Source organism: Mycobacterium sp. 050134 (assembly GCF_036409085.1).
In the GTDB taxonomy this organism is placed as follows: Bacteria; Actinomycetota; Actinomycetes; order Mycobacteriales; family Mycobacteriaceae; genus Mycobacterium.
In genome coordinates this window covers 100,782-123,669 of record NZ_JAZGLV010000013.1, presented here as the reverse complement: position 1 = coordinate 123,669, position 22,888 = coordinate 100,782, and the positions used below count along the sequence as shown (strand labels likewise).

The 22,888-nt window shown below is 69.1% G+C and carries 24 protein-coding genes and 1 pseudogene; 13 read left to right on the top strand and 12 right to left on the bottom strand.

All coding sequences use genetic code 11. The annotated features are described in order from the left end of the window. Window position 1 precedes the first annotated feature (1 nt). On the bottom strand, window positions 2–1,159 hold the full coding sequence (locus tag SKC42_RS17150) for an LCP family protein (protein WP_330965470.1): 1,158 nt from the start codon (window positions 1,157–1,159) through the stop codon (window positions 2–4). Between the two features lie 21 nt (window positions 1,160–1,180). Next, a complete protein-coding gene (locus tag SKC42_RS17145; protein ID WP_330965469.1) occupies window positions 1,181–1,957 on the bottom strand; it encodes a DUF2470 domain-containing protein in 777 nt (258 codons plus the stop codon). Between the two features lie 92 nt (window positions 1,958–2,049). On the opposite strand from SKC42_RS17145, the gene pheA reads away from it, so the two are divergent. Both pheA and SKC42_RS17135 read left to right on the top strand, forming a co-directional pair. Beyond that, window positions 2,050–2,988 carry a prephenate dehydratase gene (gene pheA, locus SKC42_RS17140; RefSeq protein ID WP_330965468.1) on the top strand — a complete coding sequence of 313 codons (939 nt, stop codon included), beginning with the start codon at window positions 2,050–2,052 and terminating at the stop codon, window positions 2,986–2,988. Next, window positions 2,985–3,680, top strand: a complete 696-nt coding sequence (locus SKC42_RS17135) for a histidine phosphatase family protein (protein WP_330965467.1) — start codon at window positions 2,985–2,987, stop codon at window positions 3,678–3,680. The genes pheA and SKC42_RS17135 overlap by 4 nt, the downstream gene beginning before the upstream one ends. Window positions 3,681–3,687: 7 nt before the next feature. On the opposite strand, the gene SKC42_RS17130 is transcribed toward SKC42_RS17135, so the two are convergent. The 3 genes from SKC42_RS17130 to SKC42_RS17120 are packed head-to-tail and all read right to left on the bottom strand — an operon-like array spanning window position 3,688 to window position 5,657. Continuing rightward, a complete protein-coding gene (locus SKC42_RS17130; RefSeq protein ID WP_330965466.1) occupies window positions 3,688–3,882 on the bottom strand; it encodes a hypothetical protein in 195 nt (64 codons plus the stop codon). A 47-nt stretch (window positions 3,883–3,929) separates the two neighbouring features. Further along, the gene (locus SKC42_RS17125; protein WP_330965465.1) at window positions 3,930–4,280 is read right to left on the bottom strand and encodes a metallopeptidase family protein; all 351 of its coding nucleotides are present in this window, start codon (window positions 4,278–4,280) and stop codon (window positions 3,930–3,932) included. A gap of 3 nt (window positions 4,281–4,283) precedes the next feature. Beyond that, entirely contained in the window at window positions 4,284–5,657 is a 1,374-nt protein-coding gene (locus tag SKC42_RS17120; protein WP_330965464.1) for a septum formation family protein, read from the bottom strand. A gap of 112 nt (window positions 5,658–5,769) precedes the next feature. Between SKC42_RS17120 and serS the strand changes: the two genes are divergently transcribed. Continuing rightward, window positions 5,770–7,029, top strand: coding sequence for a serine--tRNA ligase (serS, locus tag SKC42_RS17115; protein WP_330965463.1), 1,260 nt, complete (start codon window positions 5,770–5,772; stop codon window positions 7,027–7,029). On the opposite strand, the gene SKC42_RS17110 is transcribed toward serS, so the two are convergent. Next, the gene (locus tag SKC42_RS17110) at window positions 7,026–7,772 is read right to left on the bottom strand and encodes an AraC family transcriptional regulator (protein ID WP_330965462.1); all 747 of its coding nucleotides are present in this window, start codon (window positions 7,770–7,772) and stop codon (window positions 7,026–7,028) included. The genes serS and SKC42_RS17110 overlap by 4 nt on opposite strands. 121 nt (window positions 7,773–7,893) lie before the next feature. Here SKC42_RS17110 and SKC42_RS17105 point away from each other — a divergent pair. Further along, window positions 7,894–8,016: pseudogene (locus SKC42_RS17105) on the top strand (SAM-dependent methyltransferase); the annotation flags it as partial. On the opposite strand, the gene SKC42_RS17100 reads toward SKC42_RS17105, so the two are convergent. Further along, window positions 8,013–8,498: a DUF2834 domain-containing protein gene (locus SKC42_RS17100; protein WP_330965461.1), complete on the bottom strand. Its 486-nt coding sequence runs from the start codon at window positions 8,496–8,498 to the stop codon at window positions 8,013–8,015. The pseudogene SKC42_RS17105 and the gene SKC42_RS17100 overlap by 4 nt on opposite strands. Before the next feature lie 71 nt (window positions 8,499–8,569). On the opposite strand from SKC42_RS17100, the gene SKC42_RS17095 reads away from it, so the two are divergent. Continuing rightward, a complete protein-coding gene (locus SKC42_RS17095; RefSeq protein ID WP_330965460.1) occupies window positions 8,570–9,196 on the top strand; it encodes a TetR/AcrR family transcriptional regulator in 627 nt (208 codons plus the stop codon). A gap of 50 nt (window positions 9,197–9,246) precedes the next feature. Further along, complete coding sequence (locus SKC42_RS17090; RefSeq protein ID WP_330965459.1) at window positions 9,247–10,803, top strand: phytoene desaturase family protein; 1,557 nt, start codon at window positions 9,247–9,249, stop codon at window positions 10,801–10,803. A 24-nt stretch (window positions 10,804–10,827) separates the two neighbouring features. Here SKC42_RS17090 and SKC42_RS17085 read toward each other — a convergent pair whose 3' ends face one another. The 3 genes from SKC42_RS17085 to SKC42_RS17075 are packed head-to-tail and all read right to left on the bottom strand — an operon-like array spanning window position 10,828 to window position 13,522. Next, on the bottom strand, window positions 10,828–11,172 hold the full coding sequence (locus SKC42_RS17085; RefSeq protein WP_330965458.1) for a hypothetical protein: 345 nt from the start codon (window positions 11,170–11,172) through the stop codon (window positions 10,828–10,830). Further along, on the bottom strand, window positions 11,169–12,719 hold the full coding sequence (locus SKC42_RS17080; protein ID WP_330965533.1) for an MBL fold metallo-hydrolase: 1,551 nt from the start codon (window positions 12,717–12,719) through the stop codon (window positions 11,169–11,171). The genes SKC42_RS17085 and SKC42_RS17080 overlap by 4 nt, the downstream gene beginning before the upstream one ends. 59 nt (window positions 12,720–12,778) lie before the next feature. Then, a complete protein-coding gene (locus SKC42_RS17075) occupies window positions 12,779–13,522 on the bottom strand; it encodes a phosphotransferase (RefSeq protein WP_330965457.1) in 744 nt (247 codons plus the stop codon). Window positions 13,523–13,583: 61 nt separating this feature from the next. Here SKC42_RS17075 and SKC42_RS17070 point away from each other — a divergent pair, with 61 nt between their 5' ends. The 7 genes from SKC42_RS17070 (at window position 13,584) to SKC42_RS17040 (ending at window position 19,221) form a co-directional block, all read left to right on the top strand. Next, window positions 13,584–14,351, top strand: a complete 768-nt coding sequence (locus SKC42_RS17070) for a lysophospholipid acyltransferase family protein (RefSeq protein WP_330965456.1) — start codon at window positions 13,584–13,586, stop codon at window positions 14,349–14,351. A gap of 6 nt (window positions 14,352–14,357) precedes the next feature. Next, entirely contained in the window at window positions 14,358–15,110 is a 753-nt protein-coding gene (locus tag SKC42_RS17065) for a lysophospholipid acyltransferase family protein (RefSeq protein WP_330965455.1), read from the top strand. A gap of 17 nt (window positions 15,111–15,127) precedes the next feature. Beyond that, window positions 15,128–15,913 (top strand): lysophospholipid acyltransferase family protein, encoded by a 786-nt coding sequence (locus tag SKC42_RS17060; protein ID WP_330965454.1) that lies wholly within the window; start codon window positions 15,128–15,130, stop codon window positions 15,911–15,913. 31 nt (window positions 15,914–15,944) lie between these two features. After that, a complete protein-coding gene (locus SKC42_RS17055; protein ID WP_330965453.1) occupies window positions 15,945–16,760 on the top strand; it encodes an HAD family hydrolase in 816 nt (271 codons plus the stop codon). 109 nt (window positions 16,761–16,869) lie between these two features. Next, window positions 16,870–17,541 carry a hypothetical protein gene (locus SKC42_RS17050; RefSeq protein WP_330965452.1) on the top strand — a complete coding sequence of 224 codons (672 nt, stop codon included), beginning with the start codon at window positions 16,870–16,872 and terminating at the stop codon, window positions 17,539–17,541. Further along, window positions 17,538–18,704 carry a glutathionylspermidine synthase family protein gene (locus SKC42_RS17045; protein ID WP_330965451.1) on the top strand — a complete coding sequence of 389 codons (1,167 nt, stop codon included), beginning with the start codon at window positions 17,538–17,540 and terminating at the stop codon, window positions 18,702–18,704. Before SKC42_RS17050 ends, SKC42_RS17045 begins: the two co-directional genes overlap by 4 nt. A gap of 46 nt (window positions 18,705–18,750) precedes the next feature. After that, complete coding sequence (locus SKC42_RS17040) at window positions 18,751–19,221, top strand: DUF350 domain-containing protein (protein ID WP_330965450.1); 471 nt, start codon at window positions 18,751–18,753, stop codon at window positions 19,219–19,221. A 96-nt stretch (window positions 19,222–19,317) separates the two neighbouring features. Here the strand turns inward: SKC42_RS17040 and SKC42_RS17035 are convergent, their stop codons facing one another. Beyond that, window positions 19,318–20,853 (bottom strand): PE family protein, encoded by a 1,536-nt coding sequence (locus tag SKC42_RS17035; RefSeq protein WP_442932175.1) that lies wholly within the window; start codon window positions 20,851–20,853, stop codon window positions 19,318–19,320. Window positions 20,854–20,947: 94 nt separating this feature from the next. Then, a complete protein-coding gene (locus SKC42_RS17030; RefSeq protein WP_330965449.1) occupies window positions 20,948–22,873 on the bottom strand; it encodes an alanine racemase in 1,926 nt (641 codons plus the stop codon). Window positions 22,874–22,888 lie beyond the last annotated feature (15 nt).

The window sequence follows — 22,888 nt, the reverse complement described above, 5'->3', positions numbered from 1 at the left end:
GCTATTGCGCCTCGCCCGGGGTGGGCACGGGGCCGTCGGACGCCAGCGCCTCGAACAAGCGCGCGGCCCCGTCGTGGTCCCACACCACCACGGATCCGGCGTCGCTGTCCGTGAATTCGCCGATCGGGACCGTCATCGCCCTCTTCGGCCCGTGCAGCGCCCACCCGAGGCGGGCCAGGTCCCAGACGTGGTCGCCCCGGTCGACGGTCAGGGCGCCGGCGGCGGCGCGCGGCACCGCGTACCAGCGCCGCGGGTTGAGGTAGACCGCGGGGCTGGTGGCACGGTGCAGCAGCGCCGACATGAACTCCCGCTGATGCACCATCCGGTCGAGGTCGGCCCGGGGGGTGTCCCGCGTCCGCACGAAGCCGAGCGCGTCGCGGCCGCCCACTTGCTGGCAGCCGGCCGGCAGGTCGATGCCGGCCAACGGGTCGTGCAGCGCCTCCGTCGGGCACACCGTCACTCCGCCGAGCGCGTCCACCAGGCTGGCGAACCCGCTGAACCCGATCTCGGCGTAGTGGTCGAGGTGCAACCCGGTGGCCTGCTCCACCGTCTGGGTGAGGAGGGCGCCCCCGCCCTCCGAGAATGCGGCGTTGATCTTGTCCTTGCCATGCCCGGGGATCGGTACGTAGGAGTCGCGCGGGATCGACACGATCGTCGGCGGGGTACCGGACCAGAACTCCGGGACGTGGACCAGCAGGATCGAGTCGGTGCGACCGTTGCCGATGTCGCCGCCGGTGGCAAGGTCGCGCTGCTGCTGGGCGGTGAGGCCCTGCCGGCTGTCGGAGCCGACGAGCAGCCAGTTGGTCCCGCGCCCGGGACCGGGACGGTCCGGGTAGTCGCTCAACACCGCTTCGCGGTGCAATGCGGTGTCGAACCACCAGCCGCCGCCGACGAGGCCCGCCGCGGCGAGCAGCGTCCCGATCGGCACCACGGCCGCGGTCGCCCGCAACCAACGACGGATGCCGCGGGGGCGGCGAACTCGCGGCGCTACCGGCGGGGGCGGTCGCGGGGTCGCGGGGCGTCGCGGTACCGGACGGCGCAGCGGTACCGTGCGGGCGTCGGGCGGCGGGGCGGCCTCGCGCCGGATCACCTGCGACGGTTCCGCCGGCGGGACGGGTCTTCGAGGCTCTCGACGTTCCGGAGCTCGGTCGCCGTTCACCCGCTCAACTTAGGACATGGGCTAGCGGCGGGCCCGCAACCCGTTGATGAACGGGCAGCCCATCAGAACGCGGATGGCCTGGCTCAGCCCGGCCATGTCCGCCACCGGCTTGTGGAACGGCAACCGTACGTCGTGGTCTCCGTCGTGGCGCTCGACGCGGAAGCGCATGCCGTAGCGATCGATCCCGAGCGGGCGGACCTGCCCGCGCCGCAGCTGCGGGGGTAGCCGGGACACTAGCCGCGCCACCACGTCGTTGTGGGCGGTGTCGAGGTGCCACAGCAGCGTCGACTCGATCTCGCAGAACGGGTCGGGCCGCGCCGCCAGCAGGTCGGCTATGTCGACGGGTTCGGCGCCGGTGGCGTCGGTGACGACGACCGACGCGATCTCCATCCGCAGCAGCGCATACCCCGGTTCCTCGTCCGTCGCGACCGACTGGGGCGTCCGAACCTGCAGCAGCGCGGGGTTCGGGCATCGGCTGGCGACATGGTCCAGCAGCGGCGGCACCGCGCCCGCCGGGACCTCGTGCACTCTGCCGCGCACCCAGACCAACGAGCGGACCGGCTCCCGCAGGGGGAGCGGAGCGTAATCGGTGAGCTCGAGCAACGCCTGGGAACCGAAGGTTCCGGGCGAGTGTTGCACGGGCAGGGCGAGGGCGAACGATCCGTCGTCCAGGAGGTGATGGAGGGACGGGGCGACGGGGTCCTCGCGCTCGATGGCAAGGAGTACGCCGCCGGCCCGGGCGCAGACGCTGCGGATGCGCTCGGCGGTTGTCGGCGCGGAAGGGGCGAGCGGTGGCAATGGTCCTCCTAAGGTTAGGCAAGCCTAAGTTAACCTAACTCGCGCGACGGCACAATGGAGTGTTCCGCGCGGCGTGCCGTTAGGGTTGGGGCGTGATCCGCATCGCTTATCTCGGCCCGGAGGGGACTTTCACCGAGGCGGCGTTGATGGATATCGTGGCCGCCGGCCTGATCCCCGAACAGGGCCCGGACGCGGAGATTCAAAAGGTGCCGATCGACAGCACACCGGGGGCGCTGGATGCCGTGCGCGACGGCCGCGCCGACTACGCGTGCGTCCCGATCGAAAGCTCTATTGACGGATCGGTGACACCAACGCTGGACAGCCTCTCGATCGGCTCGCCGCTGCAGGTGTTCGCTGAGACGACACTCGACGTGGCGTTCAGCATTGTCGTCAGGCCGGGCTACGGCGCGCCGGACGTCCGCACGCTGGCCGCCTTCCCGGTGGCGTTGGCCCAGGTCCGGAAGTGGCTCGCCGTCGAACTGCCGGGCGCGGAGCCGCGTCCCGCCTATTCAAACGCCGACGCCGCGCGGCAGGTGGCCGAGGGGAACGCCGACGCCGGGGTGACCTCGCCGCTGGCCGCGACCCGATGGGGCCTGCCCGTCCTGGCCGACGGGGTCGTCGACGAGCCGAATGCGCGCACCCGCTTCCTTTTGGTCGGACCGCCGGGATCCCCGCCTCCGCGCACCGGCGCCGACCGGACCTCGGTGGTGTTGCGGATCGACAACAGCCCGGGCGCGCTGGTGGCGGCCCTTACCGAGTTCGGCATGCGCGGCATCGATCTGACCCGGATCGAGTCGCGGCCGACCAGGACGGGGCTCGGCACGTATGTGTTCTTCGCCGACTGCGTCGGCCACCTGGACGACGGCGCCGTCGCCGAGGCACTCAAGGCGCTGCACCGTCGTTGTGCCGATGTGCGATACCTCGGTTCCTGGCCGACGGGCTCGGCCGCTGGAGTGCTGCCGCCGCCGTCCGACGAGGCGTCCCGATGGCTGGCCCAGCTAAGGGGCAATCCCGAGCGGATCGAGCCGTGAGCGGACGGCTGGTGCTGCTGCGCCACGGCCAGTCCTATGGCAACGTCGAGCGCCGACTCGACACCCGGCCGCCCGGCGCGGAGCTCACGTCGCTGGGTCGCGACCAGGCCAGGGCGTTTGCGCGCGGTTCCGGTCGACCCGCGCTGTTGGCGCACTCGGTCGCCACCCGCGCCTCGCAGACGGCCGCGGTGATCGGCGGAGAGTTCGCGGTGACGGCCGTCGAGGTCGCCGGCATTCACGAAGTGCAGGTCGGCGAGCTGGAGAACCGCAACGACGACGACGCCGTCGCCGAGTTCAACGCCATCTATGAGCGCTGGCACCGCGGGGAACTCGACGTCCCGCTGCCCGGCGGAGAGACCGCCAACGATCTGCTGGACCGCTACTTGCCGGTGCTGACCGACCTACGCATGCGCTACCTCGACAACGCCGACTGGACCGGCGACATCGTCGTGGTGAGCCATGGCGCCGCGATCCGCCTGGCGGCGGCGGTGCTCGCCGGGGTGGAAGCCGACTTCGCGCTGGAGAACCACCTCGACAATGCCGAATCGGTGGTGCTCGCGCCGATCACCGACGGGCGGTGGAGCTGTGTGCGTTGGGGGCCACTGACGGCGCCGTTCTATCCCGAGTCCTCGGGGGTGACCGCCTCTCCGGTCGCGGACGCGGTGCGCTCGGGAACCGATCCGATGGGGTGACGCCCGGTCAGCCGGCCAGGCGGATCGACTCCACACAGTGACCACAGCCCACGGCGTCGCAGTCGATGACGAAGGTGTGCGCGACCAGTTCGGGGCTGGCGCAGTCCGGTTCGGTGCACTCCCAGTGGCGCAGTGAATGGCGAATGACGGTGCCATGACAGTGATCTAGGCCCGCCAGGCAGTCGCGGCAGTCAGCGCTCATAAGCCGTTCATAGCATCGGGCGCCGACAATTCACGGTTGCCGCGCCGTCAGGCCCAACCCAGCTCCGCCAACCGGTCGTCGTCGATCCCGAAATGGTGGGCGATCTCGTGGATCACCGTGATCGCGACTTCGTTGACGACGTCTTCGTCGGAGTCGCAGACGTCGAGCAGCGACTCGCGGTAGATCGTGATGGCGTCCGGCAGGTAGCCGGAGTATTCGGAGTCGCGCTCGGTCAGCGCCACGCCCTCGTAGAGCCCGAGCAGTTCCGGTTCCTGCGGGTGGCGGTCCTCGATGAGGATGACGACGTTGTCCATCGCCAACGCCAGCTCGCGCGGGATCAAGTCGAGCGCGTCGGAGACCAACTCGTCGAACCGCTGCGGGTCCATCCGCACGGGCACCGGCTAGCCACCCGGGGCGGGCTGCGGTGCCTCTGTCGCCGGATTGGCCGGCGGCGCTCCTCCGTCCGCGGGCGGGACAGCGGCGTCCCCCGGCGGCGGCGCCTCCTGGGGCGGCGCCTGCGGAGCCGGGACCGGCGATGCGGGCTGCTGCGGGGCTTGCGAGGCGGGCGACTGCGGGGCCGGCTGCTGGCCCGGCAGGTGCTGGTTGTTCGGCGGAATCGGCGGCGGGGCGCTGGGCTGGCTGGCCGGCGGCTGGGCCGGAATCTGCAGGGGGATCGGCGGCAATGTCAGCCGCTCCTCGGGGATGTCCGGCGGCGGCACCGGGGGCTGCCCGTTGATCAGCAGCTGGCCCTTGGCGCCGTTGACCAGGGTGGCCCAGCCGCCGTTGCCGAGCGTGGCGCCGATGCTGCACGCGACCTCACGGCTGCCCGCGGTCCAGCTGGCCAGCGAGACGGTGGGGTAGATCAGCGTCAGGGTGGTGGTGCGCAACTTGACCGGCGCGAGGTAGGCGTCCGTCATCTTGGTGCACGCGTCCTTGATGAACCCGTCCTGTTCGGGCTCCGCCGGCAGGGCCCCGGGGAACCGCTCAGCCAGGTTGACCGTGCCGGTCACCTCCATGGCGTGCGGGGCCGCGCAGTCCACCGGGACATCGACCGGCTGGTTGGTGGTCGGGTCGATCCCCAGGCAGGTGCCCGACGGCCAGACCTTCGACTGGTCGATATCGGCGACCTTGCCCCTGAACGCCTGCTGCTGGTTGTTAATGCCGGGCATCTGCAGCCCGCACAGCATGCGACGGTCGCCCGACTGGCGCCACGCCCGGTCGCCGGGCCACAACAGGCTGACGGTGAACTTGCTGTTGGGGTCGAATTTGGGGCCGAGGTAGCTGCGGACGGCGGCCTCGCACTGCTCCTGGGTGATCTGCTGGATGCGGGCCGGCGAGGGCGGAGCGGCGTTGGGCCCGTACTCGGAACCCGGGAACGTTCGCATGTCGATCGACTCGGCCACCTCGAACTTGTGGTCGTCCGCGCAGTTGACGACGCGGGCCGCTTCGGGGGTCGTGTCCGGCCACATCAGGCATTCGCCGCTGGCGGCCCGGTTGAAGGCGGCCTCGCTCTTGGTGCCGGTGGTGGGCACGGGGTTGCTGTCGAGGTAGCCGGCCAGCCGCCCCGGGCCGGTGCCACCGACCGGGATCGCCGTGACCAGGCCGGCGATCAGCAGGCCCCCGAGCGCGGTGAGCAAAAGTGCCCGCCTCGTCGCCCTCGCCTGCAAACTATGCGACCACTGCAAGCCGGCCGGCTGCTCCCCTCGCTCTTCGGGCGAGGCGGGCGCGCTGGCTTCGGAAACTTCCGTCTCGGGCGCTTGCGTCATCGGCTCCATTCTGACAGGACCAGCTAAGACCTGTGACAAATGATGCAGATGTGTGTCCTGGGATCGTGGTGGCGGGACGCTGCCGACGCCGGCACGCGGCGCCGAAAGTAGTCTCGTGCCCGTGATCGACCTGAAGCTGCTCCGGGAAGACCCCGACACCGTCCGCCGCTCCCAGCTCAGCCGAGGAGAGGACCCGGCGCTGGTCGACGCCCTGCTGGAAGCCGACGCCGCCCGCCGGGCCGCGATCTCGTCCGCCGACACGTTGCGCGGCGAGCAGAAGGCCGCCAGCAAGGCCGTCGGCGCGTCCGCGCCCGAAGAGCGACCGGCCAGGCTGGCGCGCGCCAAGGAGCTCGCCGAGCAGGTGAAGGCAGCCGAGAGCGCCCAGAGCGACGCCGAGGCGGCGTTCACGGCGGCGCACATGGCGATCGCCAACATCGTCATCGACGGCGTACCGGCCGGCGGAGAGGACGACTACCGCGTCCTCGACGTGGTCGGCGAACCCGCTCGGCTCGCCGAGCCGAAGGACCACCTCGAACTCGGCGAGGCGCTGGGGCTCATCGACATGCAGCGCGGCGCCAAGGTGTCGGGCTCGCGGTTCTACTTCCTGACCGGGCGGGGCGCACTGCTGCAACTCGGCCTGCTGCAACTGGCCCTGCGGCTGGCCGTCGAGAACGGCTTCGTCCCGATGATCCCGCCGGTGCTGGTGCGCCCGGAGGTGATGGCCGGCACCGGGTTCCTCGGGGCCCACGCCGACGAGATCTACCGGGTGGAGGCCGACGACCTGTACCTGGTCGGCACGTCCGAGGTGCCGCTGGCCGGCTACCACTCGAACGAGATCCTCGACCTGTCGGCCGGTCCGTTGCGGTATGCGGGCTGGTCGTCGTGCTTTCGCCGCGAGGCCGGCAGCTACGGCAAGGACACCCGCGGCATCATCCGGGTGCACCAGTTCGACAAGGTGGAGGGGTTCGTCTACTGCACGCCCGAGGAGGCCGAAGCCGAACACGGCCGGCTGCTGGGCTGGCAGCGCGAAATGCTGGCCCGCATCGAGGTGCCCTACCGCGTCATCGACGTGGCCGCGGGCGACCTCGGCTCGTCAGCCGCCCGCAAATTTGACTGTGAGGCCTGGGTTCCCACGCAGGGCACCTACCGCGAGCTGACGTCGACGTCGAATTGCACGACCTTCCAGGCGCGCCGGCTCTCGACGCGTTATCGCGACGACCAGGGCAAGCCGCAGACGGCGGCCACGCTCAACGGGACGCTGGGCACCACCCGGTGGTTGGTGGCCATCCTGGAGAACCACCAGCAGCCCGACGGCAGCGTGCGGGTGCCCGCGGCGCTCGTACCGTTCGTGGGCACCGAGCTCCTCGAGCCGACCGGCTAGACCGCTTTTGCGGCCACCCGGCCCGGGGTGTGGCCGAAGGCTCGCCGATAGGTGTCGATGAACGCACTCGATGTGGCCCAACCACATTCGGAGGCCACCGAGGTGACGTCACGGCGCTCGGCGAGCAGGACGAGTGCGTGCTGTAGCCGGAGTTGGGTGCGCCATTGCGGGAACGTCATCCCCAACTCGACGCCGAAGAGGCGGCTGAGGGTGCGCTGCCCGGCGCCGACCCGGTGGCCGATCTGCTGCAGTGTCAACGGCTCGCGCAGGTTCTCGGCGATCAGTGCGCAGGCCCGCCGCAGCCGGTCGTCGACGGGCGTGGGAGCCCACAGCGGCTCGCGGCCGCTCGTTCGCACCTGGTCGTGCAGCACGGCGAGCATCCGGTGGTGCTCGTCGGTATCGGTTGCGGGCGTTCGTGAGCAGGCAATGATCAGTTCGCGCATCAACGGGCCGACCGCCAGCACGGCCGGTGCCGCGGGACCGTGACGGTACCGGCCGGGATCCAGTGCGACGCCGTGAAACTGGGTGTGGCCGTGAAACGTGTGTTCGTGCCAGCAGCCCGCCGGTACCCAGATCGCCCGATTGGCCGGAGCGATCCACGTTCCTGCCGGAGTGGTCACCGAGACCGCCCCCGAGGACGGATTGACGATCTGGTGCAGGACATGCCGGTGCCGCTCGATCCGCGCGCCCGGCGGCAACGTCTGCGCCGACGTCGCCACGCCGTGATGGCCGAAATCCGACACAACACGGCAGGTTATCGGAAGTCCGCTGGGTGTGCGCCGCCTAGCGTGATCGCCATGGCGATGAATCTCCTGCACCGGCGCCGGTGCAGCTCGGCGGCCTGGGCAAAAGTGGCAGCCGATCACCTACAACCCGATCGCGCCCAAGGACCTGGCCCGGCGACTGATCGCCGCGGGATTCATCGACATCCGCGGCGACGCGCACGATGGTCGCCAGCGGTGGCGGGCCGTGAAGCCCAGTACCTAGGCGTCCACGGTCTGGCGGGCCTGTTCGTGCCGGCGCTGCCGCTCCATGGTGGCGAAGTAGAAGGCGAACGCGAACGCGAAGCTGGTGAACAGGCTGGACACGAAGTACAGCCACGGGTGCTTCAACCCGCGGCGGTAGCCGTCAACGATCGTAAACAGCGGTAGCAGAATCACATTCGCGATCGTGTAGTCCTGACTGGCCGAGCTCGCCGCCGGGTTGGTGAACATGAGCCGGATGTACTCGGCCCAGCTGCCGTGTTCGCCCCACAGCGGGTTGGTCGATCCGTGCGAGTACTCCCGCACGAAGGTGACGTTGAAGTACCAGCCCAGCACCACCGACGCGATGCCGACCACGTAGTAGAGGACTTCCAGTGGCGAGAACAGCGATCCGCCGGCCGGACGGGCGAACACCTGCTGATTCGACGCGACGATCCATCCGATGACGGAGAGGCCGAGAACCGCGTGGACGAGGAGCGACACCATGGCCGCAGTCTGGCCCGCCTCGTCAAGTTTTGTCAATATTGACATAACTGGAAGTGCGGTACCTTATCGCCATGGTCAGGCCCGCGCAGACAGCGCGCAGCGAACGCACCCGGGAGGCGCTGATTCAGGCCGCGATGGTGCGGTTCCTGGCCCAGGGCGTGGAGGACACGTCGGCCGAGCAGATCGCCGCCGACGCCGGGGTGTCGCTGCGGACCTTCTACCGCCACTTCAAGTCGAAACACGACCTGCTGTTTGCCGACTACACCGGATTGAACTGGTTCCGGGCGGCGCTGGATGCCAGGCCCGCCGAGGAGCCGATCATCGACTCCGTTCAGACGGCCATCTTTTCGTTTCCCTATGACGTTGAGGCCGTGACGAAAATCGCCGCCCTCCGCGGCGGCGAGCTCGACCCGGGACGCATCGTCCGCCACATGCAAGAGGTGCAGGCCGACTTCGCCGACGCCATTCAGAGCCAGCTGCAACGACGTAGCTGCGCCGTGGGTGAGACGCCGGACGCCCGGTTGCGCGCCGCGGTCACCGCCCGCTGCATCGCGGCCGGCGTCTTCGGTGCGATGGAGTTCTGGATGCTCGGCGACGACCGCTCGCTCGGGGAGTTGGCGCGGATGAGTCACGCGGCGCTGGAGACGCTGCGGGGCGGAATCACCGGCGCCTGGGTGTCCGCGCAAGTTTCGTCATAATTGACAAAACTTCGCGTCCGTGCCAGCCTCCCTTCTCGGAGGGCAGGGACATGAATGACTTTGACGCGATCGTTGTCGGTGCCGGGCACAACGGCTTGGCCGCGGCGGTGTTGCTGCAGAAGGCCGGGCTGCGGACCATCTGTCTCGACGCCAAGCTGTATGCGGGCGGGATGGCTTCCACCGTCGAGCTGTTCGACGGCTACCACTTCGAGATCGCGGGCTCGGTGCAGTTCCCGACCGCCGCGGTGGTGGTCAGCGAACTGGGGCTGGACACCCTGCCGACGATCGACCTCGACGTGATGTCGGTGGCGCTGCGCGGCGTCGGTGACGACCCGATGATTCAGTACAGCGACCCGATCAAGTTGTTCACGCACCTCAACGAGGTGCATGGGGCGGACGCCGTCAATGGGATGGCGGGGCTGATGGGGTGGAGCCAGGCGCCGACGCGGGCGCTGGGCCGGTTCGAGGCGGGCGCGCCGCCGAAGACGTACGACGAGATGTACGCCTGTGCGACAAACGAATTCGAGCGCTCGGCAATCGATGACATGTTGTTCGGCTCGGTCACCGACGTGTTGGACCGGTACCTGCCGGACCGCGAGAAGCACGCGGCGCTGCGGGGCTCGATGACCGTCCTGGCGGTCAACACCCTCTACCGCGGGCCGTCGACCCCGGGCAGCGCGGCCGCGCTCGCGTTCGGACTCGGGGTGCCCGACGGGGACACCATGCAGATGAAGAAGCTGCGGGGCGGGATCGGCGCGCTCACGTCGCACCTGTGCGACTTGCTGGAGAGCCGCGGCGGCGAAGTCCGGCTGCGGACCAGGGTGACCGGAATTCTGGTGGAGGCCGGCCGGGTGACCGGGGTGCGCACGGAGGCGGGGGAGACCATCGCCGCCCCGATCGTGATTTCCGGGCTCGCGCCCGACGTCACACTCAACGAGCTGGTGGATCCCGGCGCCCTGCCGGCCGACATCCGGCAGCGCTACGCGGGCACCGACCACCGCGGCAGCTACCTGCAGATGCATTTCGCGCTGGACGAGGCGCCGCATTTCGCCGCGCCGTACGAGTCGCTCAACGCCCCGGCGATGCAGGCGTCGATCGGGCTGTTCTGCACGCCGGAAGAGGTCCAGCAGCAGTGGGAGGAGTGCCGCCGCGGGATCGTTCCGGCCGACCCCACCGTGGTGCTGCAGATCCCGTCGCAGAACGACCCGGACCTGGCGCCCGAGGGCAAGCACGCCGCATCGGCGTTCGCGCTGTGGTTCCCCATCGAGGGTGGTGCCGACTACGGTCGGGCGAAGGTCGAGATGGGGCAGCGCGTCATCGACAAGATCACGCGGCTGGCCCCGAACTTCGAACGCAGCATCACCCGGCACACCACCTTCACGCCCAAGCACATGGGCGTCATGTTCGGGGCGCCGGGCGGCGACTACTGCCACGGGCTGCTGAACCCCGACCAGATCGGCCCCAATCGGCCGGGCCCGAAAGGCTTTGTGGGACAGCCGATCCCCATCGAGGGCCTGTACCTGGGCAGTGCCGGATGCCATGGCGGGCCCGGGATCACGTTCATCCCCGGCTACAACGCCGCGCGCGCGGCGCTCGATGCGCTCTGAATTCGCGCGGTGCGCGGCGGGTGGCTAACCGCACCCGCCCAGCAGCTCGTCGAGCAGGGCGGTGAACTCGGAGGGGCGTTCCGGGGTGAATGCGGGACTCGGCCGGGTTCCCGGCACGTCCAGCGTGATCAACGTCGACTTCAACGGCCGCCGGACGTCCAGCGGCAGCCACCGGCGCAGGTCCGAGCTGCCCCAGATGCGGAACCGTTGCATGAGCAGGCCGAGGCCCTCCGCCTGGTATCCGCGGATCGTGCCCAGCGGGATGACCTTGGACGTGCCCGACGGAAAGTGGTAACGGCGCAGGGTGATCGCCGCATGGTCCAGCTGCACCAGGCCATCGTCATAAGAATGGCCCGACGCCGCGCTCATGCCCGCGAACTCCGCAGCTGGTGGCCCCGCGCGGTCAAGCACTGGCCGTCGGCCAGGCGCCACTGCCACCCGTGCAGGTTGCAGGTCAACGTGTCACCCTCGATCACACCGAATTTCGACAGGTCGGCCTTGAGGTGGGGGCAGCGGCGCTGAATCTCCCAGCCATCCAACGTGATTGACGCCGAGTCGTCGTGGGATTCGGCGAACCAGCCGTCGGCGTATGCGATGCGCTCGTCGGTGAGGCACTTGAAGAAGGTGTACAGGTATTCGTTGTAGCCGCCCACCCGCCATGCCGTGAAGCGGGTGGACAGGAAGATCGTGTTGACCCAGTCCGGTTCGTGGTCGCGCAGCACGGTGCGCACCAGCTCCGGCGCGATCGTGAAGCCGTAACGCACCTTTTCGTCGGGAATCCGTTCACGCACAGCGCGTTTTGGGAAATCCAGGATCACCGATTCGGCGCCGAGAACGAGCTCGACCGGGTAGCCGATCCCGTCGCAGATCTCATCGCTTTGCAGCATGATCGGCTCGAACAGCGCGCGCAGCGGCTCCAGCAGCGGTTCGCCGGCGGCGGGAGCCCAGCCGGCGCGCTCGGCTGCGATGACGGGCGCCATCCGCTCGGCGTAGTCGGCGAGGTAGGCCGACTTGCCGGTGGTGAAGATGGCCTCGACCTCATTTTCCGATAGTGGATGGCTGAGCGAGTCCAGTGTCGCGCCGGTGAACGCCGCCGTGGACCCGGGCATCATCAGCAGCCCGCGGTCGTCGCCGTGGGCGCGCATCTGGTCGAGGAACACGATCTGGTCGGGGAAGATGTTGGCCGGATCGCCGTGATCGTCATTGAGATGACGCAGCTCGGGATCCAGGAAGCACGGCGGGCCCGCCGACGGGATCACCCAGCTCGCCCCCACCTGAGCGATGTACTGGCGGGCGCGGTCCATTCCGCGCTGCCGCTTCTGCGTGCCGAACGATTCCTTGGCTCGGGCCGGCATGTCGTAGACCATCGGATACCAAATAGCCCCGGAGTACTGCAGCATGTGGACGTCCACGTGGCCGAACTCGGTGCCCACCACGTCCAGGTCGACCGGCCGCGCGTCGTTCATGTTGAAAACCGTTGTCTCGCCGTCGGACACCACGAGCGCAGAGTCGCCGATCGGGCCGTCGGCGGGCGCGCGCAGCGCGATGATCATAATGTCGAGGTCGCCCTTCGGGCCGCTGACCCGGTGCTTGACCGAGTTGGCGGTCTCGAAGAACCGGTGGAACCCCAGTAGCTGCAACTCATTGCGTAGGTCGGGCACGGGGAACTCCGGCAGCAGCACCACCGCGTCCTTGTTGACGTGCTCGGCGAGGTTCTTCGCGTCGAAGTGGTCCTTGTGCAGATGCGAGACGTAGAGGTAGTCGCAGTCGCCCAGGCGGTCCCAGTCCAACCCGCTGTTGTCGGGAAACGGGAACCAGGACGCGAAGTACGCCGGATTGACCCAGGGGTCGCAAAGGATGCGGCCCGCTCGGGTCTCGAGGAGAAAGCCGGCGTGGCCGACGCTGAGGACCTGCACAAACACCTTCCCGGGTCCGTGCCGGCCCTGGCCGGCAAACGGTTTTCCAGCCCCCGAGCTTAGCGCGAGGTGGCGTCGTCGGCCTGGTACAACCGCCGGTAGAAGTCGATGCGTGCCGGATCCGGCTCGACACCGTAGGCTTCGAAGAATTCCGGGTCCCAGACCCGGCCGGGAAAGTTCCAGCCCAGCGACAGGGTCGCGACGGCAAGGTCGGCCCACCGGTCGGCCACACCGAGGTGGCCGAGGTCGACGTGCCCACAGTAGTGGCCGCGCTCGTCGACCAGGATGTTGGGCGCGCACGCGTCGCCGTGGCAGACTACCAGCCGGTCGATCGGCGGCAGGTCGGTCAGTCCCGAAGCCGCGGCGGGGGGCAACCCGGCCAGCCGGGTGGCCACCGACCAGTCGAAGGGGCAGGACGACACCGGCAGCCGGTCGTGCAACGTGCGCAGACCGACCCCGATCGCGCGTACCGCAAGTTCGGGCCTGGCCCGAATGCGAGGGTGCACGGCCGAGACGCCCGGCAGCGCCCGGGTGCGCAGCCAGGCGCAGCGCCCGTCGATGCCGACGCCCAGCACCGGTGGCACCGTCAGATACGCGGCCGCCCAGCGCAGGCGCGCCGCTTCGGCGGCAAAGTCGGCGACGCCGGCGTCGGCGACCTTGACGAACTCGGCGTCGGCGTGGTCAGTACCGATCCTGAAGGTCACGCCTCCGATGTCATTGACCCAAACGGCGCGCACCGCCCGGCCGGCGGCAAATCGGTCCACGATCGCGGGTGCTGGAACGCCAGACGTCGGGAAGGACAATGTGCAGCCTCTTTTCGGCACTTCGGGTGACTCACAGCGCGGCGCACTAGGCTGCTTAGCTGTGGAGCCGGTATACGGGACTGTCATTCAACTCGCCCGCCTGATCTGGCGCATCCAGGGCCTCGAGATCACCGTCGTGGGGGCGGAGAACCTGCCTGAGAGAGGCGGCGCGGTGATCGCGATCAACCACACCGGCTACCTCGACTTCACCTTCGCGGGCTTGCCCGCCTACAAACAGGGCCTGGGCCGCAAGGTGCGTTTCATGGCCAAGCAAGAGGTGTTCGACAGCAAGGTCACCGGGCCGATCATGCGTAGCCTGCGCCACATCTCGGTGAACCGGCAGGACGGTGCCGCCTCGTACGAGGAGGCCGTCCGAAACCTCAAGGATGGCGAGCTCGTCGGCGTCTACCCCGAGGCCACCATCAGCCGCAGCTTCGAGATCAAGGAGTTCAAGTCCGGGGCCGCCCGGATGGCGGTCGAGGCCGGAGTGCCGATCGTTCCCATCATCGTGTGGGGTGCGCAGCGCATCTGGACCAAGGGCCACCCAAAACACCTGTTCCGCCCCAAGGTGCCGGTCATCGTGCTCGTCGGCGAGCCCATCCCGCCGACGCTGGGCACGGCTGAGCTGAACACGCTGCTGCACTCGAGGATGCAGCACCTGCTGGAGCGGGCGCAGGAGATGTACGGGCCCCACCCCGCCGGTGAGTACTGGGTACCGCGCCGGCTGGGTGGCGGGGCGCCGTCGTTGGCCGAAGCGGCCCGCATGGACGCCGAGGACGCCGCCGCCCGCGCGGCCCGCCGCGCCCAATCCGCGAGGCCGCCGGAGTAGTGGCCGATGGTGGAGCCGACTTTCCGTGCGCTGGAGGTGCTGGCCCGGCTCGTCGTTTCGGCCTCAGGCACGCGCATCACCTACGGCGGTGACGAGAACATTCCGGACACCGGCGGCGCCGTGATCGCCGTCAATCACACCAGCTACGTGGACTTCCTGCCCGCCGCGCTGGCCGTGCATCGTCGTCGCCGCCTCAGGTTCATGATCAAGGCCGAGATGCAGCAGGTGAAGGTGGTCCGTTTTTTGATCAAACACACCCGCGCCATCCCGGTGAATCGTGGCGCCGGGGCCGGTGCCTACGCCGTGGCCGTCCAGCGGTTGCGCGAGGGGGAGCTGGTCGCCGTCTACCCGGAGGCCACCATTAGCCGCAGCTTCGAACTCAAGGAGTTCAAGTCGGGCGCTGCCCGGATGTCGATCGAGGCGGGGGTGCCCATCGTCCCGCTGATCGTGTGGGGGGCGCAACGGATCTGGACCAAGGGCCACCCGCGGCGCCTGGGCCGTCATAGGCTGCCGGTCATGGTGCAGGTGGGAGCCCCGGTGCGGCCCGCCGAGGACGTCGCGACCATGGACGCGGCGCTGCGCGCGGCGATGAGCACGCTGTTGGATCAGGTACAGCGGCGGTATCCGCACGAGCCGGGGGCGCATTGGGTGCCGCGCCGCCTGGGTGGCGGGGCGCCGTCACCGGCCGAGGCGGCCAAGATAGAGGCCGACGAGGCGGCGCGGAGGTCCACGACCCGCAGCCCACGTCGCCCACGGTAGGGGTGGAAGGAGAAGACATGGCAGAGCCGTTCTTCCGGTTCGCGGAGATGGTGGTTCCCCCGGTCGTCGCGTTGCAGGGAACCAAGCTGAAGTTCGAGAACCTGGACAACATTCCAGCGCAAGGCGGCGCTTTGATTGCGCTCAATCACACCAGCTACCTGGACTGGCTGCCCGCATCGATCGCCGCGAAGGAGCGGGGACGGCGGCTGCGGTTCATGATCAAGGCGGAGATGGCCGACGTGAAGGCCGTCAACTATGTGATCAAGCACGCCCGGCTCATCCCGGTGGACCGCCGCAACGGGCACGACGCCTATGCGGTGGCCGTCGACCGGCTGCGCGGGGGCGAGCTGGTCGGCTTGCATCCCGAGGCGACCATCAGCCGCAGTTACGAACTGCGGGAGTTCAAGAGCGGGACGGCCCGGATGGCGCTGGCGGCGCAGGTGCCGATCGTTCCGCTAATCGTCTGGGGCGCGCACCGGATCTGGCCCAAAGATCACCCAAAGAAGTTGATCCGCAACAAGGTTCCGGTCACCGTGGCGGCGGGCCGGCCGATACCCCCGCTGGGCACGGCCGAACAGCTGACCGGCTCGCTGCGGCAGGCGATGAACTCGTTGCTCTACCGCGTGCAGGAGGAGTACCCGCACCCGGAGGGGGCCTATTGGGTGCCGCGGCGGTTGGGCGGCGACGCGCCGAGCCAGGACGATTCCCGGGCGATCCGGCTGGCCGAGCTGCAGGAGCGGATGCAAAGGTATGGCACCGACGGCGTGACGCGACCGGGGCAGAACCAAAGCGGATTGCATTGACGAAACCCATCGAATACCAAGGCGGTTCGTCATGACGCTGCCGGCGCTCATCGCCTGCGACGTGGATGGCACGTTGTTCGACGACGACGAAACCATTCGCCCGCGGACCCGTGACGCCGTGCTGGCCGCGGTCGCCGGCGGCGCGCAGTTCGTCCTTGCGACGGGCCGCCCGCCACGGTGGATACGTCCCGTGGTCGACGAGCTCGGGTTCGCGCCGATGGCGGTGTGCGCCAACGGCGCCGTCATCTACGACTCGTCGACCGATCGGGTGATCGCGACGCGCACGCTGCCCGTGGACACCCTGGCCGAGCTGGCCGAGCTCGCGGGCCGTGTCATCCCCGGGGCGGGCCTCGCCGTCGAGCGGATCGGCGAGCGCGCCCACGACACGGCAACCCCGCAGTTCGTCAGTTCGCCGGGATACGAGCACGCCTGGCTGAATCCCGACAACACCGAGGTGTCGTTCGAGGACCTGCTCAGCGCGCCGGCGATCAAGCTGTTGATCCGCAAGACCGGTGCCCGAAGCGCCGACATGGCCGCGGCCCTGGCCAAGCACGTCGGCATCGAGGGCGACATCACCTACTCCACCGACAACGGGCTCATCGAGATCGTGCCGTTGGGCACGAGCAAGGCGACCGGGGTGGAGGAGCTGGCCCGGCCGCTGGAAATACTGAGCGACGAGGTGGTGGCGTTCGGTGACATGCCCAACGACATCCCGCTGCTGCGGTGGGCGGGCCACGGCGTCGCCATGGGCAACGCCCACCCCGAGGTGATCGACGCCGCCGACGAGATCACCGCGCCCAACAGTGACGATGGGGTGGGGCGGGTGCTGGAGCGCTGGTGGCTCTGACGCGTGTCGCTCCGCTAACGTCGCCGGGTCCGATGTGACAGACTGCCCGCGTGCGTGCATTTGCTTCTGATTGCCGTCGCGCCAACGGGCGTGGGCCGGGGAACTGCTAGTGGGATCGGAAGAAGGCTCGCCGCCCGAGCGCGACGAGCCGATTGACGAGAAGCCCGAGCACGCGGCAATCGGCGACGCCGAGGCGGCCCCCGAGCCGTCGGGCGCCGAGCCTTCCCCCGGCGACTCCGGCGAGTATCCGTCCGGCGGGAGCATCCGCTATCAGGATGCCGAGACGTCGCGCCCGCGCCCGCCCAAACCCGCGGAGCTGCGGGCGCGAAAGAAGTACGAGGACAAGCAGCGCGAGCTCGAGGAGGCGCGCCTCGAGGCGGAAGCCAAGCGCCAGCAGCGGAACCGGAGGCTGATCGGCGCCGCCGCCGCGATCGGGGTGGTCGGCGTCGTGGCGGGCCTCGGGTATTGGGCGCTGTCGCCGAGCACCGTCACCGCGCAATGTGTCCAGGACGACCCGACCGGGCAGCCGGTGGTCGTGCCGGACAGCTACTGCACCGGACACACCGCGGGACTCAACGGGTTTTTCTTCTTCGGCGGGCATCAGTACCGCTATTACTACGGCAGCTCGGGGCCCGTGGGTTCGCGGCCGATCGGCGGAACCACGGTCGCGCCCAAGGGGGCGACGGTCACCACGAAATCCGGCAGCACCATCCAGCGCGGCGGCTTCGGCAGCAAGTTCGGTGGCGGGGGCAAGGGCGGCGGCAAGGGCGGCGGGTCGTGAAGCGGGTGCGGAAACGTCCGCGACCGAACTGGCGGACGATCGTCGAGTCTCAGGGTCTGGTCTACGGGACACCCGCGCGCGACGCGACCGGCGCGGACCGGCCTTACTGGGACGAGTCCGTCTACTACGAATTCGCGATGGACGAGATCCTGGCCCTGGAGGCCGACGTCGAGCTGCTGCATTCGATGTGCCTGAACGCCGTCGAGCAGGTTGTGCTGATGGAGCGATACGCGGATTTCGGTCTGCCGGAATGGAGTTGGCCGGCGATCGCGGACTCGTGGCGGCGGTCCGATCCCCACGTGTATGGCCGCTTCGACCTGCGCTACGACGGTCGCCGGCCCGCGGTACTGCTCGAGTACAACGCCGACACGCCCACCACGTTGCTGGAGGCGGCGATCCTGCAGTGGTACTGGCTCAAGGACAACTTCCCCGGCGACGATCAGTGGAATTCGCTGCACGAGCAGTTGGTCGACCGCTGGAAGACGGTTCGTGACCTGTTGCCCAGCAACGAGTTGCACTTCACGTGGTCGGGCGCGGAGGCGACCGGTGAGGACCAAATCACGACCACCTACATGCAGGAGACGGCGGCCGAGGCGGGTTTCAACACCGTCGGCTTGACGATCGAGGACGTCGGTTGGGACGCCGCGCTGCAGCGGTTCGTCGATCTGGAGGAGTCCGAGATCCATACGATCTTCAAGCTGCACCCGTGGGAGTGGGTGCTCGACGACGAGTTCGGCCGGTACGCGGTGTCGAGCCTGCCGGGGACGACGTGGATCGAACCGCTGTGGAAGACGTTGCTGTCGAACAAAGCGATCCTCGCGGTGCTGTGGGAGATGTATCCCGGCCACCCGAACCTCCTGCCGGCGTACCTGGACGACCCGCACGAATTGACCGAGTACGTCCGCAAACCCAAGCTGGGCCGGGAGGGCGCGAACATCACGGTGGTGGGTGCCGGGATGGAGACCGCGACCGGCGGGGTCTACGGCGAAGAGGGATTCGTCTATCAGCTTCTGGACCCGCTGCCCGAATTCGACGACATGCGACCCGCATTGGGTGCGTGGATCGTCGGGGACTCGGCCGCGGGCCTGGGCATCCGCGAGACCGCGGGGTTGATCACCGACGACGGGGCGGCATTTGTGCCCCATCGGATTCCGAAGTCATGACGCTCGAGTCGAGATGAAATCCCGCCCGAATGAACGGAGTTGACTGATGACCGTAAGCACCGTGGCGCTGAGTTCCGGCTATTGGGATGCGGGATACCTCAACGCGTTGGGCCGCGGCGCCGGTGCGATCATCTTGTATTCCATTGTCGGTCTGGTGCTGATGCTGATCGGGTTCTATGCCATCGACCTGACCACCCCCGGGCCGCTGCGCAAGATGGTTGACGCGGGCAAGCCCAACGCGATCATCGTGTCCGCGGCGGGCATGGTGAGCATGGCGCTCATCGTGGTGCTGGCGATCTATGCGTCGTCGGGAAAGCTGTTGGAGGGGCTGGTCGGTTCGGCGGTCTTCGGCCTGGTGGGCATCGCCGCGCAGGTCGTGATGATGCGGATCGCCACCCTGGCCGTCGGTATCGACATGGACGCGCTGTTCCACGCCGACGAATACAGTTACGAGTCGCTCATGGTCGCGGCGTCCCAATTCGCGCTCGGCATCGTGGTCGCCGTCGCGATTCTCTAGGCGTTGGTTCCCCGACCGCCGAGGTTGCGGTGACGGTCGGGCCTCGGCGCGGATCGCGACCAGCGCGGCAATCTCGGTGTTGAGTAGGTTGACGCGCTAACCCGGCGTGATTGCGTTGGCGAGCTGCTGGGGCAGGTAGTTGACCAGCAGGGGTACGAGGCCCATGAACGGCGTGCCGCCGACGGTGACGGTGGTCGGGAAGCCGAACGCCTCAAACCCGGGAACATTCACGGTCGCCGTGATTGGATGCGGCGCAACGAGAATGCCGTCGAACGGCAGGTGCAGCGCGATCGTCACCACGGTCGGGAAGGGCGCTGACGCGCCCGTCGGCACCGCCAGCGACATGTCGATCAGGGTGTCGCTGTTGAGGAATCCGTTCGCCACGATGGCGGGCGCATCGAAGAGCGCGCCTATCGCGCCCACGCCGTCGCCGGCGAGCAGGGCCTGCTGGACCGCCGTGGCGGAGGAGGCGATGCCGTTCAGGGTGGCGATCGGTGCGCCCGCCAGCGCATAGGTGATCACGAGCGGCAAGCCGAAGAACGCGTTGTACTGAACCGCGGGAGGGTTGAACACCGGTACCGATACGTCAAACCGGATGCTGGGCACGGTTAGCGCGTTGAGCACATTGGTCACGTTCTGGGCCATCTGCTGCGGTATGGATCCGGGCGGCAGCAGGTTGGTGAAGTATTGCGCCTCCTGGCCGGGGATGTTCATGATGCTGAAGAGGTCGCCCAGCGGGCCGAGCAGTGTGGGATTGCCGACGAGGGTCGCTACCAGATTCGGAGGAATGATGGTGCCACTGAGATTGAGCGCGAGAGTTCCCGGATCGACGCCCGTGACAAGCAGATTCGCGTAGGCCTGCGCGACGTCGATGACCGCGCCGTTGAAGTTGCCCGCCAGGACCGCCTGGAAGGCCACCCGCAGCTGCGCCTCGAATGCGGGCAGACCGTTGACGATTCCGGTGACCATGTTGGCCGCCGACGTGACGAAGTCCTGGGCGAAGCCGACCTGGGTGGTGATGAATTGCTGGATGAACTGCGCGGGGTTCAGCGACAGCAGCCCCTCGATGGTCGCGGGCAGATTCGCCAGCACCGCGGGGAGGTTCGCAATGGTGCCGTTGACCGCGAGCTCGGCCTGCTGCAGGTAGCCCAGCTGGTTTGCGAGGACTTGGCGGAGGAACGGGAACGGGTGGGCCGCCCAGGTTCCGAACAGGGATTGCAGGTTGGCGGTCGTGTTGGCAAAGAGCTGCGCGTAGGCACCACCCGGGACGGCGGCGGCCGCGCCGGTCGCCATCGCACCCGCGGAACCGGCACCGCCGAGCCCCGCGTTGCCTAGCAGCGTCTGCTCGGCGTTCGCGACCTCCGCGCCCACATACGCCGCGGCACCCCCGTTCAACAGCCGTACGAACTCGTCGTGGAAGGCGGTGGCCTGCGCGGTGAGTGCCTGGAACTCCTGGCCGTACGTGCCGAACAGCTCCGAAATCGCAAGCGATATTTCGTCGGCGGCCGCGGACGCGACCCCGGTGGTGTGAGCCGCCGCGCCCGCGGTGGCCTCTTGCAGGCTGGAGCCGATGCTTGCCAACGTCCCGGCCGCGGACGTCACTGACTCCGGTGCTGTGACCACAAACGACAAAGCCATCTCCTGTCGACTCGGCCCCCCGCGACCCCAATTGAAGCGAAGTAGAGCCTACTGCGACGCAGTGCGCGGCGGGCCGAATCCGGCTTTCTCAGCCAGACCGAAGGGCCTTCGGCGGCACGGTCGATGCCACGAGCGATTCGGCATCGATGGCCCGCGGGCGATAGGGCAGCGTCCGCAGTCGCGCCGACATCGTCGCGAGCGGGTCGTCGGCCCCTCCCGAGATGCCCGAGAGGAACGCCCACTCGTGCTCGTCGCTGCCGAAGTAGACGACGCGGTCGAAGACGTCCTGAAACCTTCGCCACGCCCCGTGCAGCGACTCGTTGCGCCACAGCGTCGGGCAGCCGGCCTGGGCGGTGACCACCCCGCCGATGGCGCGGCACCGCTCGAGGAAGTCGGCCTCGTAGAGCCGGTTGTGCTGGGCGGGTCCGGCCCGCTCGTCGGGAAGGTCGACCACCACGATGTCGTATGCCGCGCCGCAGCCCTCGACGAAGCTCCACCCATCGCCGTAGTGCACGCTGACGGGCCCGAGTCCGCGTTCGGCCGCGGCCAATTCCATGGGTGTGTAGCCGTAGGGCAGGTGCCGTGCGCACAGCCGGACCGCCTCGCTGTCGATGTCGACGTGGTCGACGTGCGTCGCGCCGGCTGCCACCGCCAGCTGGCTCACCACCCCCTCCCCGGAGCCGATCACCAGTACCCGCTCGATCCGCGCCGCCAGCAGCAGCGCCGGCACCAGCAGTGCCTCGTGATAGACGAGCTGACTGAGCTCGGTGCTCTGCCGCTCGCCGTCGGCGAACAGCGCCATCCCCTGAGCGGTCCGGCCGATGACCAGGTGCTGGTATTCGGTGTCGGCCTCGCAGATGACCTCGGACAGCTCCCAGGTGCGGGTGAGGCCGGGCGCCATCGGCTCGACTATCACCCGGGCTACGGCCGCGGCCGGGGCGGCAGTCCCGAACGTTGTTGGGAGCGGGGGGAATCCGTTGAACGACGTCGACGCGTAGCTCGCGGTATACGCGCCCGCGTCGGCGATCTGGACGCGGTCACCGGGCCGTAAGGTCACCGGCAGCGGGTAGTTCCGGTAGAGCACGTCGTCGCCGTCACAGGTGGGTCCCGCGACCACGGCATCGTCTCGGGCGTCGCCGTCGCGGCTGGTGCGCAGCCGGTATCTGATGTACTCGTTCTCCGTCTCCGCCAGGCCGCCGTAGCGGCCGACGTCGAGGTATACCCAGCGCCTGCCATCGGTGCCGTGCCGCACCCCGACGACCTCGCAGTGGATCGTCCCCGCGGGCCCGACCAGGACGCGCCCGGGTTCGATTACCAGCCGGGGCGCGCCCCCGGGGAAATAGCGCGCGAGCGCGGACATGATCGAGTCGGCGATCGCCGCGGGCGATGGCGCGCCGGACGCGTAGGCGACAGGGAAGCCTCCCCCCACGTTGATCGTGGTCAGGCCGCCGACCGTGGCGAAAACATCCGCGGCCGAACGGATTCCGAGCTCCCACGCCGACGGGTCGAGCTGCTGCGAGCCCACATGGAAACACACGCCTTCCGGCCGCAGCCCGCGCCGGCGGGCGCCGTCCAGCAGCCCCGCCGCCGCTTCCGGGGCGCAGCCGAATTTGTGGCCGAACGGCGTCACCGAGGACGGGAACGCGGGCGCGATGCGGCATTCCACCCCCGAGCCGGGCGCGTGTTCGGCGATGGTCGCCGCGGCGTGGTCGGTGTCGAACGCGAATCGCCGCACGCCGACTGAGTGCGCCCTGGCCGCCGCCGAGGCCTTTTGAACGGGGTTGCCCAAGGTCAGCAGTCGGGCCTCGACGCCGGCCGCGGCGCACGCGTCGATTTCGCCGACGGAGGCGACGTCAAACGTGGCGCCCTCCGCCGCGAACAGGCGCAGGACGGGTTCGGCCGGATTCGCCTTGACCGCGTAGCGGATCTCGGCGCCGGGAAACAAATCCCGCAGCTGCCCGAAGCTCTCGCGGACCCGGTCGAGATCGATGGTGAGGTACGGCGTCTCGGGCACAGCAGGCAGAGTAGT